Origin of the sequence: Niameybacter massiliensis (genome assembly GCF_001282685.1) — a bacterium.
GTDB classification, from domain to species: Bacteria; Bacillota; Clostridia; order Lachnospirales; family Cellulosilyticaceae; genus Holtiella; species Holtiella tumoricola.
The window spans coordinates 2434762-2448388 of record NZ_LN875035.1 but is presented as its reverse complement, the minus strand read 5'-3'; the positions used below and the strand labels follow the sequence as shown (position 1 = coordinate 2448388).

The window sequence follows — 13627 nt, the reverse complement described above, 5'->3', positions numbered from 1 at the left end:
ATTTGGAGGAATGAAACGTGGAGAGACATGTTAAAAAGAGTGCATTTTTTATTTTCTTAATAGGAATTATTCTATTAAGTTATGTAGCGTTTTTTGGAATAGGTAGTATAAAAGGTGCCAATCAAATGCGCTATGGTATAGATATTCGTGGGGGTGTAGAGGCAATTTATGAGCCTGTAGACTTAGAGCGTCAGCCAACTGTAGAGGAAATGAATGCAGCAAGGTCTATTATAGAAGCAAGGCTAGATGCAAAGAAAATTCTAGACCGAGAAGTGACGATAGATGCACAAAATGGCAGGGTACTTGTCAGATTTCCCTGGAAATCTGATGAAAAGGATTTTAACCCAGAGAAGGCTATAGCAGAACTTGGTCAAACAGCAAAACTTACCTTTAGAGATGCAAATAATAATATCTTAGTGGAAGGTAAACATGTTAAACAAAGCGCACCTCAAGCTGATCTAGAACATGGTCAATATGTTGTACAATTAAGCTTTGATACAGAAGGCACAAAGCTCTTTGGAGAGGCGACACAAAGGTTGATTGGTCAGCCTATTTATATTTTTATGGATGAGAATTTGATTTCAGCAGCAAATGTCCATGAAGCTATAACAGATGGCAATGCCATGATTTCAGGCAATTTTACGGATCAAGAAGCCAGTGCATTGGCAGATCAAATCAATGCAGGGGCATTACCTTTCTCAATGGCAACAAAAAATCATAGTACAATCAGTCCTACACTTGGCAATGGTGCACTGGATGTGATGGTTGTAGCAGGTGCTGTAGCATTTGTTCTTATTTGTCTCTTTATGATTATCAGATATAGACTTGTAGGGGTTATTAGTTCCATTGTATTAGCCATGCAGTTAGCAGCAGAACTCTTAGCCTTGTCTATTCCACAAATCACCTTAACTTTACCGGGGATAGCAGGGATTATTTTATCATTAGGTATGAGTGTAGATGCAAATGTTATTATTGGTGAGCGTATAGGAGAAGAGTTAAGGAAAGACATGCGTTTAGAAAAGGCTATTCGTAATGGATATCACAGAGCTTTTTCAGCAGTATTTGATGGGAATGTAACCAGTGCAATAGTAGCTGTGATTTTAATGATTTTCGGCTCAGGAACCATGCTTTCCTTTGGGTATACGTTACTAGTAGGGATGGTTCTAAACTTTGTAGCAGGAATTTTCTCTTCTAAAATTATGCTTTTATCTCTTGTTAGATTTAAAAAGATGCAAGCACCTTGTCTTTTTAGTAGAGGAAAATCTTATAAGATGGTACCTTTCTATGAGAAAAGATGGATTGCGTTTGCATTATCTATTATGCTCTTAGCTGGAGGAATGATCACTTGCTTGACTAAAGGGGTGCAACTAGATATCCAATTTAAAGGTGGAGCAGTATTAAAGTATACCTACATAGGAGAAATTAATGCAAAAGAAGTAGAAAAGATACTGGCACCTGTTCTAGAGAGACCTGTAACAGTTCAGATAACAAGTGACTTAGGAAGTAAAGAGAAAAAATTAAATGTGACCTTAGCAGGTAATCAGGGGTTACTTCCAGAAGAACAAGAGCAGCTCGGCAATACCTTACAGACACATTTTAAAGAGGCAAATATTCAACTTGCAGAGTCTTATATGGTAGAACCATACATTGGTCAAAAGGCTATGATCAATTCAGCTATAGCCATTGCACTTTCATTTTTGATGATCGTTGTCTATGTATGGATAAGATTTAAACATATTGGAGGCCTATCAGCAGGGATGATGGCTATGGTTGCCTTAATACATGATGTGTGTATTGTCTTTTTTGCCTTTGTCGTACTAGGGAATCCTCTCAATGATACATTTGTGGCCATTACATTAACCATTATTGGTTATTCCATTAACGATACCATTGTTATCTATGACCGTATTAGAGAAGAGATTAAAGATAAAGCTAAATGGCCACTACAAGATGTAGTGAATTTAAGTATTACTCAGTCTCTTACAAGATCAATTAATACAAGTTTAACCACATTTATTAGTGTCCTTATTATGTATGTCTTTGCAATGTACTACGGCATTCATGCTATAGAAATTTTTGCATTACCTATGATGGTTGGTGTAATCAGTGGATGTTATTCAACTATATTTATTGCAGGTCAACTTTGGGTAAGTTGGGAAAATAGAAAAAGTAAGAAGAAAAGTCTTGAGTAATCTCAAGGCTTTTTTATTTTTAAATCAAATATTACTTACTTTTGGTATTTTTAGGGACAAGGGAGAATATATATAGTACAAGCTAAAGTAGTGCCATACAAAAGGTGAGAATAAATAAGGAGGAGGACTATGAGTAGATACGATAGAGGGTACAGGAGTAGTAGAGATTACAGAAGCAGCAGAAATACAAGACATAGTAGAAGAGGAAGATATGAAGAAAGTGGAGGTCAAGGTGTGACAATATTAGTTCTCCTCTTTGTAATTGCTATTGGAATGTACTTGGCAAGTGGACAATCAGGGAAAGAATTTCTAGAAAAAGGCAAGGGGTATTTAGGAGAGTGGATGAATAAAGCACAGCAAGCTATTAGTAAGGGTGTTGTGCCAAGTGAAGAAGAAACAACATTACCTTCAAATATGACACCTTGTACCAAAGCAAATATTGCTAAAATTGTTGCTTATACCTTAATGGATGATGCAGATTTAAAACAAGGAGCTAATGGTGAGGTGTGGTACAGTAAATACTACACACGTTTAAAGGAAGATGCTAAGTTTAGTTTTTTTAATGAAGAAGAAGCGATGGAAGTTATGACTTATCAAGAAGCAAGTCAGTTCTTTGCAGATATATTAGGTGATGGATATTCAGTGAATGTTAATGGTACACAAGATGTATCAGAGAAAGACTTGACCCTTAAACAGTTTTTAAAAGGTTTTGAACAAGCCTTAGAACATGCAGGGAAAAAGGAAATTTTACAATACGAAGAGTTAAGTATTTTGGCAACTTCTCTTACAGATAGTAAGCTTGGTGCATGGCAAGTACTTACTGATAAAGGGGTTTATGGATTTGAAGGTTTAATCTTAGACCCATGCGTAGGCTATACGTTGCAAGCCATTGTAAAAAACAATGAAATACTAGGTATTGTAGATACAATGAGTGCAACAAGTAGTATTAATGAATGCTATGTTGTATCTGTAGAAGATGGAAAGGCAACACTTCGTGTAGGAGAATATGAACTTACCTATAACAATCAAATCATCCCAGCAGAAGAAGTAGGTAAGATTTGTTCTGTAAATATACAAAATAATACGATTACTAATTATCAACAAGTTAAAGAAGATGTAGGCGATACGGTGGTGAGAATGACAGATGAATATGTTGAGCTTGCAAAAGCGGGGAGGCTACCTTTTCAAAAGTTAACCATTTATGATGGCACAGGTAATGAGGTCTATAAGCAACCAGGTCAACTTTTTTCAGGTATTAAGGTAACCTATACAATGGAAAATGATTGCATACAAACCCTTAAGGTTATTGACGACACCTTGTCACAAGATGTACGTATTTTGTTATCAACAGATGGTACATCGGGCTATAATCAAGAAAATGTACAGATAAGCTGTGAAACAGGTTTTACAGTCACCTATGGGGATAAGCAGACTCATTTTGAAGCAGACAAGACTTGGGATGCTAAGGAGATGACTTGGGAAATTGGAAAAAATAAAGTAACTTTAACACCCAAAGGAGAGGGGATTTTGAAGGTTGTATCTATGAAGAGAAAAGATACTAATCCCTCTTATAAAGGTGCTTTAGAAGTCTATAAGGAAGAAGAAGGCTATACACTTGTTAATGAAGTCAACATAGAAGACTATATTGCAGGGGTAATTCCAAGTGAAATGCCAACAAGCTATGATAAAGAAGCACTAAAGGCACAAGCTATTGCCGCAAGAAGCTTTACAAGATCACAACAAAAAAGTAATAAGTACCTAAAATATGGTGCCCAATTAGATGACACAGTAGCAAGTCAAGTGTATAACCAAGTGCCAGCAGATGAAGCTGCTTATAACGCAGTGAATGAAACTAAAGGTGAGGTCATGATGTATAACGACCGCATTGTAAATGGTAACTTCTTCTCAACGTCAGCAGGATATACTGCAAACTACGGTGAGACGTGGGCTATTGGTGAGATTTTCCCTAGTAATACACCAAGCTACCTTGTAGCAAGACAACAATATATAGGTGAAAGAGCTGTTGAAGACTTATCTAGTGAAAAGAATGCTTATAGCTTCTTTACTAAATCAGCTAAAGAATTAGATGCCTTTGACCAAGATGCACCTTGGTTTAGATGGCAAGTACATATGGATGCGAAGCAGTTAGAACATATAGTTAATAGCAACATTTATAACCTTTCCACCAATTATCCAAACATGGTCAAGGTGAAAAAGGGCAATGACTGGGTCGTTGGCGAGCTCAATAATATTGGTGCAATCAAGCAAATTCAAGTAACAAAACGCGGAGAAGGCGGCAATATTATGGAGATGGTTATAGAAGGTGAAGAAGCAACCATACGTGTAGGAACCGAATATCTTGTACGCTCACTCTTTGCACCGACACAAAAGGATGCGACTAAAGAAGCTATTGTCGTTACCCGTGCAGATGGCAGCGAAATCAAAAATATGTCTTTATTACCAAGTGCTTTCTTCAGCATGGATATCCACTATGATGACTCAGAGTTGATTAGTGAAATAGATCTATATGGTGGTGGATATGGACATGGTGTGGGCATGAGCCAAAACGGTGCACAAGGTATGGCAGAAAGAGGCTATACTTACAAGGAAATTTTAAGACATTATTATAGTGGGATTAGTATAGAAAAAATATAAAAATAGGGTATAGAATAATGGGTTCATTATTCTATACCCTATTTTTATAAAAGTATACAAATTCTAGTACGAATGAAGAAGAGTTATTTTACAAACCCTTATAAAAGATAAAAATTGAAAATTAATATTTTGTTAATTCTGTCAATTGAAAGAAAAGTTTCAAAGGAGTATACTAAATGTATCAAAAGACATGCAGTATCAAGTAACACTTAATATAAAAGTATAGGAGATTGATATTCTAGATACTCAGGATCTTATACCACTAAGAAAGAAGCAAGTTAACTTTTGCCTCCCTTCCCAAAAGAACACTTTTTTCTTAGGCATTCCCACTTTAGCGGTGACACTAGGGTGGAGGATGAAAGCATAAATGAGGATTCAAATCTTATAATGGAGTCAATAATACATACTGTGTAAAACGTTAAGTGGAACCGTATAGTACCTCTTATGTGTTACAAGTGGCCAGACGATTAATGGTGTAAAGTGACTGCGACCTCTTTCACCGGCAGGGTTACCAGGCGCTTTCGTAAGGACGAGAATCGGCTAGGAAGGGACCTAACAACGACTTACACAAAACCCTATTGATGAAATTAGACTAAGAATCCGAATAAATATGTCACCTATAAAGCCAGCTTAAGTCTGCCCGTGATTTTGGAGGGGAGGGCAACTTAGGTTGGCTTTTGTTGTACTAATGCAAGTAGTTATTTTAAGACAGAAGTAAAAACACATAATTCTTCCGTAATTATTCCATCATTCTCAGATAGCCGTCTTATATAATCCTATTATGCACTAGCAAATTTAGTGAATAGATGGAGGGACAATATGAAAGCAAAATATTTAGGTGTATTAGTTGTTGGGATAATGGCAGTAGGAAGTTTTTCATTATTTGCAAAAGGACCAACCACTATAAATAACACAGGTACAGTACCGGTAGAACTTACAGCTACAGTAAATAATCAAGCAGTAACGCTATCAGCAGGTGAGGATACTTATAGCAACATCTATGATGAAATGAGAGATATGATGGAGCAACAAATTGAGTTAGGTAACCTTACAGAAGAACAAGTAAAAGAGATGTTCAACTACTGTATAGAGCGTATGAGTAACAATGGTTCTAATAGAGGTAGAAATGGCTTCGGTTGCCATTAAAAAGTAGGTAGAATCAGTTAATGTCATAGAGAGGCATTAACTGATTTTTTGTATGTGTTAAAAGGTGTTATAATAGCCATGATTGGTATACTAAGCCATATCCCCAATAATAATAAGTAAAAGGAAGCTAAATAAATGAAAAAGATAACAAGATTAAACTATCAGTTGTTTTTGACGGTTTGTGTAATTATTATAGGAAGTATTGTTGTCTTTTGTACCATCTTACCAAGCACAATGCGATACTTTTTTGATAATAGAATATTTAATCATATAGTAGAAGTCCAAAGTCAGCTAGGTCAAGAAGGACTTGAAAAGTATAATGGATATGATGGCATCTATCATATTTTATATAGTCAATTAGAAACAAATATTGATGAAGATATAACAGAAGATTTATTGCATCAAAGATTGATGTATAAAGAATTCTTTTTACAGATGGATGAAAAAGCAGTTGCCGAGCAGAAACCACTTGGAATGTATAAGTATGTACAAGGGCATGAAGTGATTTATTATGTGATTAATACCCAATATAAAGGAGATATCCTTATTTCATATAAAATAGAGACTAATTATTCCATGCTATCTAATCAGCTCTTTATGAATGTACTTATGATTATTGGTATCACTATAGGTATTATCTTGGTGATCTTTTACAAATGGAATGCTAGACTGATTAATAATCTTAAAGATATTCAATTTAAGCTAGATGAAATTGGTGAGGGAAATTTAAATAATCCTATAAAAACAGATCATTATACTGCTGAGTTTCAAGAAGTGATGACCTCACTAGAAACGATGCGTCAAAAACTTTATGAGAATGACCAAGTAAAGCAAGATATGATTCACAATATATCTCATGATTTAAAGACGCCATTATCGGTGATCAAAAACTATGCAGAAGGGATTATTGATGCAGTTTATCCTTATGGTACAGTAGAAGAAACAGCTCATGTTATCTATGATCAAGCAGACCGCTTGCAAAGAAGAGTCCAAAGTCTTCTCTATTTAAATCGCTTAGAATATATTAAAAGTCAAAAGGAGATTCCTGATACTTTAAAAATGAAAGACTTGGTCCTTGAAGTTGTAGGGTATATGCAAGACCGAGAGGAGCCTTTATGTATTGAAAGTGATTTAGATGAGTCCTATTTCCTTGGAGATACAGAAAAGTGGCGCATTGTCATAGAAAATTTGTTAGATAATGCCAAACGCTATGCGAAGAGCCAAATTAGGATTATGGTTAGAGAAGGTGTTTTTTCTATGTATAATGATGGTCCACCTATTGAAGCGAGTATGAATGGAAGTTTATTTAATCCCTTTGAGGTAGGCAAAGGTGGCGTAACAGGTCTTGGGCTTTCCATTGTGAAAAAGACTGTAGAACTCTATCAATATGAGATTACCTTTGTCAATGAACGAGGTGGGGTAACATTTAAGATTACTAAGCAAATCACATAATTATTCCATATTTACTTAGTAATTACACCAAACTATTTTGTTAGAATAGCTCTATTCAATCCAATAATAGTTGAGGTGAAACAATGAATAAGGTGTATAAAGTATGTGGCATAACGTGTAGCCAGTGCAAAGAAAAGATAGAAAAAAATTTAAGTAATAAAAAAGGGATTCAAAAGGCACAAGTGCATTTGAAAACTAAAAGTTTAGAGATAGATTATGCCCCACGTCAAATTCGGTTACAAGAAATCAAAAAGATTTTAGAAGTACTTGGTTATGAACTTGTGGAAGAGCTAGAAAGTCAGGAGAAAAAGCCTAAAAAGGTATGGATGTTAGCGGGAATAGCAATACTCCTGTTCTTAATCATAAGTAGCATTGTTCCTGATTTTTCTACACTTTTAACAGGAGGTAATAGCCTAAGTCTGATCATGTTATTTATTATAGGTATGACAACCTCTTTTCATTGTATATCCATGTGTGGGGGGATTGCATTATCTCAAGTAACAAACGAAAAGGACAATATTAAAAGAAATATCTTATATAATATAGGAAGAATTATTTCTTATACACTTCTAGGAGGTATAGTAGGAGCCGTTGGGGCAGGGATAACTTTAGGGAATACTTTTTTTGCAGTCGTACCCATTGTACTTGGTTGCCTTATGGTTATAATAGGGTTAAATAATGCAGGAGTTGTAGCGTTAACAAATCTTAAGTTGATGCAACACTTGAACTTAAAATTGTCAAAGATAAAGTATCAGCTCAGTCATGATAGAGGGCCATTTATATTAGGGATTGTAAACGGGCTTATGCCTTGTGGGCCTCTTCAGATGATGCAGATTTATGCCCTTGGTATAGGAAGTTTTATACAAGGTGCATTAGCGATGTTAGCTTTTAGTTTAGGTACAGTGCCACTTATGTTAGGATTGGGTGTATTTATTAACAAGTTATCTGTTGGAGCAAAAGCATTGGTCTTTAAAATGGGAGGCTATTTAGTTGTAGTCTTAGGTATAAGTATGATGTTAAATGGATTAACAACAGCAGGTATTAATACAGCCCTAGCTAGTGGAAATAGTTTAGCTAATCGTAATGTTATCATGGAAGATGGTTATCAGGTTGTAAATGTTGATGTAGGTCCTAGAAGGTATGAGGATATTGTGGTACAAAAGGATATCCCTGTAAGACTTAAAATGAATGTAAAACCTGGAAATTTAACAGGCTGTAACTATGCAGTTAATATTCCAGAGTACGAAATATTTGCTTCACTTCAAGAAGGAGAAAATGTATTTGAGTTTATGCCAACAGAAGAAGGGACCTTTATGTATTCATGTTGGATGGGAATGATTAGAAATACCATTACAGTTGTGGAGTAGGAGGAAGTTCTGATGGAAATTCGTATTGGATTAGTGGAAGATGAAAAAAATCTAAATGATATTATCAAGAGTTATTTAGAAAAAGAAAATTATAAAGTTTTTGCTTTTAATAGTGCAGAAGCCGTTAGTGAAGTAATAGAAGAGGACATGCATATATGGATCTTAGATATTATGTTACCAGGTAAAAGTGGTTTTGAATTGATGGATGAACTCAAGCAAATAGATCCTAAATTACCCATTATACTGATTTCAGCGAGAGACCAAGATTTTGACAAAATACTAGGGTTAGAAAAAGGTGCAGAAGACTATATTGCCAAACCTTTTTCGCCTAAAGAGCTTGTACTACGTGTCAAAAAAATTATCGATCGATGCTATAAGTCAGAAGATACAGGAATTATTGCTGGATACAAAATAGACTTTAATACCCATAAAGTATATGACCAAGAGGCACTCTTAGATTTATCTAGTAGAGAGTATAAGTTACTCGTGTTGATGTACAATAATATAGGAAGACCTTTTACGCGCGACGAAATTTTGAATAACATTTGGGAAAGAGACTACTTTGGAAGTGACCGCGTAGTTGATGATTTGATGAGAAGGTTAAGAAAGAAAATGCCAAGGCTTCAGGTAGAGACAATCTATAGATATGGCTATAGAATGGAAGATAAATAAATTAAAGTTGTATACAATATATAAGATAGATTAAGGTATAAATAGATTCTAGATTGCTGACACTAAAATATGAAGTATGAGAGATTAAGTAGTATAGTGTCCCTAAATAAAAGGAAGGAGCAATCAAAATGGAATGGGAATACAAAACAATAGCCTTTGATCAATTTGTGAACGAGAAGAATGAGTTAAGTATTGAAGAGCATTTAAATGCATACGGAAAAGAAGAATGGGAACTTGTCAATATGCATGAACCTAAAATGCAAGCTTATGGGCAACCTAACAAATTGGATGAAAGTTTTATGGTATTTAAAAGACCTAGAAAGTAGTAATATTAAAATAAAGATAAAAGATGGACAAATAGGGAACAAAATAATGCACCTTTATATACTATATAAATAGTTATAGAGGTGGTTTGATATGTTATCTGTTCAATATGCGAGTAAGACTAGCGCAGGTGTACTTGCTCAATCTATAGGCTGGATTAACTATGGTACTAACTTACAACTTAGTAATGCACACCCCCATGCTACAATAACAAACATAATCCCTGGAGGATATAGAATTAGTTTTGATGCTTCTATTGCAGTAACAGCAGAAGAGCCTTATGCATCAGAAGTTGTATATTCTGGATTCCCAGTACCTACTTTTAGTGCAGCTCCATTTGGAACAAAAGCATATACGGGGATTAGGGGAAATGTGGCATTATACACAGCTATCAATGAGCCAATAACAGTACCAGTGGCTATCAAAATAGTATTAAGTAATATTATTTTGAGTGATAGGTGTGGAAATGGAGTTAACAACTTTTTATTTTTTGCAGCAGATGCTGAAACAACAAATAAAGGTGCTAAAAGTATAGCAGAAACATGGAGTGTAACGACTAATGGAACGGTATGGTCATGGATTCAGATCATTCCCTCAGAAAATGGTAATATAACAGCGGGACCAAAGGTAACAGGGCAGTCTACTAAGACGGTATTAGAAACAGGGCAACCAACCAATGCCAGCACAACTTCTTCTAATATTTTTATGACGCAAAATCCAACTACTATTGTTGCAAATACAACTACAGAAGGTGGAAGAGAAGGTTTTGCTTTTGGTGTTATAGTATTAGATAATGACATAAGTCAGGAAAATGTATGCAATGACTGCTATAATAATTGTTGTGGTAAATGTTGTTGCTGTAAGTGCTGTTACTAGAAAATATATAAGCAATAAAGAGGCAAGGAAGCTTAAGAAGTTTCCTTGCCTTTAGTTTATTTATTTATATTTATTTGAATAAACCTAGGTTATTATTATAGCATGAAGTAGATAAGATAGAGTATGATGTGCAAACGAAAAGTAAGGAGATTGGAAGATGAATAAATTTATTGATTTACATATGCATAGCCTTTATAGTGATGATGGTGAATTTTCACCCAGTGAATTAGTGAGAAAATGTAAGGATAAGGGCATACGTATTATGGCTATTGCAGACCATAATAGCGTAAGGGGTGTACATGAGGCAAAAGAGGTAGCAAAGACTCATGGGATTCAATATATTACAGGAATAGAGATAGATTGTACTTACAAAGCAATCAATCTACATATTTTAGGATATGGTATAGATACGACTGGTGAGGACTTTATTAAAATAGAAGAAAATGTAATACAGCAAGAATTAAAAAGTTCTAGGAAGAAGCTTGAATTAACCAATCAGTTAGGGTTTAATATTCATCAAGAAGACTTAGATAAGTTAAGTAGCAACGGTATTTATACAGGAGAAATGTTTGCAGAAGTTTTACTCAATGATGTGAGATATAGAGAAAATGAGTTATTAAAGCCTTATCGTAGAGAAGGTATAAGAAGCGATAACCCTTATGTGAATTTTTACTGGGATTATTATGCTAAAGACAAACCTTGCTATAAAGAAATTATTTATCCTACATTAGAAGAAACTTTGGGACTTATTAAAAAGAATGGTGGTGTTGCTGTACTTGCTCATCCTGGACAAAACTTAAAAGGACACTATGAAGTGTTTGATGAGCTAGTTACAAAGGGGATACAAGGCGTAGAAGTATTTAGTAACTATCATGATGAAGAGACTATTAGATTTTTCTTAGATAAAGGGAAATCATCTCATTTGTTGATAACATGTGGCAGTGATTATCATGGTAAGACAAAGTCAGCTATTGAGTTAGGTGAAACACGTTGCACAATTAATGAATATGAAATAGAGCAACAATTGAAGCAAATAGGATTGATAAAAAAATACTAAAAGTAACAGTATATTAAGTAATTTTGTGGTACTTAGTATGATAAGATACATGAAAGTTAGGAGAGAGCATATGAGATTTTACCATGGATCTAAGGTTCCAGACATTGAGGTACTCAAACCAAGTATTTCAAATCATGGCAAGCCATGGGTGTACTTGACTAGTAGAAGAGCCAATACACTTGTCTATTTGAGCAATGCAGTTGAAAAGTTCCATATAGAGCAGAAAATAGAGCATAAAGGGAAATTTTATACATGGGCAAGTTATGGATTTAATAAAGAAGGTATTTTAGTTATAGAAGAATACTACCCACAGGCTACTGAAGAAACGTATAAAGGTGAAGAAGGATTTATTTATTGCGTAGATTCAGTTCAAAATTATAGTAAACAAGAAGACATTCCTTTTGCCTTTATAAGTGAACAGCCGGTAGCTGTTACAAGTTTTGAATACATATCTGATGTCTATGAAGAAATGCTAAGGCTAGAACAATTGGGTGAGATAATCATCAAAAGGTATGAAGCCCATTCTAAAGAAAAGTTAGAGTGGATAGAAAAGGTGATACAGGAGGATTTTATGCAGCATCAAGATAGACAAGACTACATCACCTTTTTAAAAGGAAAATTTAAATTTTTGAATAAGGGATAAAAGGTATTTATATAGGAGATAACCAATTCCCTGTTGCAATAATCATGGCAATAAGTTTAAGGGTATTTTCATAAAAAGTACATTCATCTATAGGTTTAGCTAGAAGAGTATTCCAGAGAGACAAAATCCACGCATCATTACCTTTTTCAGCGATAGCACTGACTAAAAAAGGTGCAATAAAGGCAAGGTTATTTGGTTCACCAAAGCCCTCACCTGGTATACCATTTGCAATGTAATAACCTGATACAATTTGTGAAGGCATGCCTTTGGTTTTCTTTTTTATCCATTGATTAAGTAGATGAACTTCGTAAGAGGTAGGCGAGTGGAAGAGGATAGAGTTCATAGCATACCGCCAAGGCGTACGACAACTATTATAGAAGTAATCACCGTCATGAAGAGATTCGAGGACTTGTGATGTAGGAGCCATATAACTTTTTCCTTCCTTTTTAAAGAAGTCAGGCATAAGACCATTTGTTTTACTTTGTCTTGTAAGTTGACTGTCGATAATATGGTTTATACAAGAAAGGACCTGTAGCCAGCGACGTTTATTTTTGCGGTCTACTTGAGCAAAAATTTTAATAAGGTAACCCATAAAGTCAGAACTTCTTGTAACATATTTAAAGTCATTTTCTTGGAGACCAGAGACCCAATCACCAAGGTAGAGAATAGAATCCTTTGGACTGACACAACTTGTCATCAAGGCCTGGATATGAAGACGTGCTTCCTGGAGGTAATCTATGTCCTTATCTTGTTCCCAGAGTCTATGTGCTAAGAGGAGTCCGTAACTGATATCCATATCTCCATCAGTGGCGGATGAAGTATCTGAAGTTGCATTGATAATATGGCCATCAGGTGTCATAATCTGTTGCCAGGCCATAAGATGAGGATTGTAGAAGCTAGGATAGTGTTGAATATAACGATATAGGGCATGAAAATGATGTTTTGCATTAGGATCAAAGATACTCATCATAGGGAAAATGAACATGCCATATCCCATAGCTTCTGAACAAGTGACAGCAGGTAGAAGATTAGGTTGATCCAAGGTGTAAAAGAGATATTGTTGAGTTGGATAAGTATTAGACACTGTACGAAGGTAACGTTCTTTCCACTCAGAATAAAAAGAGATAAGAGAGGCATTTAGCCCCTCAGGAGAGTATGTTTGTAATAGAATGTTGTTATAAAGCATATGTAAACTCCTTTAAATCAATATATTTAAATATATGCAAGCTGTTCACTAAGATAA

At 35.0% G+C, this 13627-nt stretch carries 11 protein-coding genes; 10 read left to right on the top strand and 1 reads right to left on the bottom strand.

Annotation, left to right across the window (positions count from 1 at the left end; translation table 11 throughout):
- Window positions 1-17 precede the first annotated feature (17 nt).
- The 10 genes from BN2390_RS17185 to BN2390_RS17140 all read left to right on the top strand — a co-directional run bounded on the left by BN2390_RS17185 (window position 18) and on the right by BN2390_RS17140 (window position 12384).
- The gene (locus BN2390_RS17185; RefSeq protein WP_053985536.1) at window positions 18-2192 is read left to right on the top strand and encodes a protein translocase subunit SecDF; all 2175 of its coding nucleotides are present in this window, start codon (window positions 18-20) and stop codon (window positions 2190-2192) included.
- A 129-nt stretch (window positions 2193-2321) separates the two neighbouring features.
- On the top strand, window positions 2322-4847 hold the full coding sequence (locus BN2390_RS17180; RefSeq protein WP_053985535.1) for a SpoIID/LytB domain-containing protein: 2526 nt from the start codon (window positions 2322-2324) through the stop codon (window positions 4845-4847).
- 819 nt (window positions 4848-5666) lie between these two features.
- A complete protein-coding gene (locus BN2390_RS17175) occupies window positions 5667-5993 on the top strand; it encodes a hypothetical protein (RefSeq protein WP_053985534.1) in 327 nt (108 codons plus the stop codon).
- A gap of 135 nt (window positions 5994-6128) precedes the next feature.
- On the top strand, window positions 6129-7445 hold the full coding sequence (locus BN2390_RS17170; RefSeq protein WP_053985533.1) for a sensor histidine kinase: 1317 nt from the start codon (window positions 6129-6131) through the stop codon (window positions 7443-7445).
- 83 nt (window positions 7446-7528) lie between these two features.
- Window positions 7529-8812 (top strand): urease accessory protein UreH domain-containing protein, encoded by a 1284-nt coding sequence (locus BN2390_RS17165; protein WP_053985532.1) that lies wholly within the window; start codon window positions 7529-7531, stop codon window positions 8810-8812.
- A 12-nt stretch (window positions 8813-8824) separates the two neighbouring features.
- Complete coding sequence (locus BN2390_RS17160; protein ID WP_053985531.1) at window positions 8825-9484, top strand: response regulator transcription factor; 660 nt, start codon at window positions 8825-8827, stop codon at window positions 9482-9484.
- Window positions 9485-9612: 128 nt separating this feature from the next.
- A complete protein-coding gene (locus BN2390_RS17155) occupies window positions 9613-9810 on the top strand; it encodes a DUF4177 domain-containing protein (RefSeq protein WP_053985530.1) in 198 nt (65 codons plus the stop codon).
- Between the two features lie 91 nt (window positions 9811-9901).
- The gene (locus BN2390_RS17150; protein ID WP_053985529.1) at window positions 9902-10684 is read left to right on the top strand and encodes a CshA/CshB family fibrillar adhesin-related protein; all 783 of its coding nucleotides are present in this window, start codon (window positions 9902-9904) and stop codon (window positions 10682-10684) included.
- A gap of 157 nt (window positions 10685-10841) precedes the next feature.
- The gene (locus BN2390_RS17145) at window positions 10842-11741 is read left to right on the top strand and encodes a PHP domain-containing protein (RefSeq protein WP_053985528.1); all 900 of its coding nucleotides are present in this window, start codon (window positions 10842-10844) and stop codon (window positions 11739-11741) included.
- Window positions 11742-11811: 70 nt separating this feature from the next.
- A complete protein-coding gene (locus BN2390_RS17140) occupies window positions 11812-12384 on the top strand; it encodes a hypothetical protein (RefSeq protein ID WP_053985527.1) in 573 nt (190 codons plus the stop codon).
- A 7-nt stretch (window positions 12385-12391) separates the two neighbouring features.
- Here the strand turns inward: BN2390_RS17140 and BN2390_RS17135 are convergent, their stop codons facing one another.
- Window positions 12392-13570 (bottom strand): glycosyl hydrolase family 8, encoded by a 1179-nt coding sequence (locus BN2390_RS17135; RefSeq protein WP_053985526.1) that lies wholly within the window; start codon window positions 13568-13570, stop codon window positions 12392-12394.
- Window positions 13571-13627: the final 57 nt, after the last annotated feature.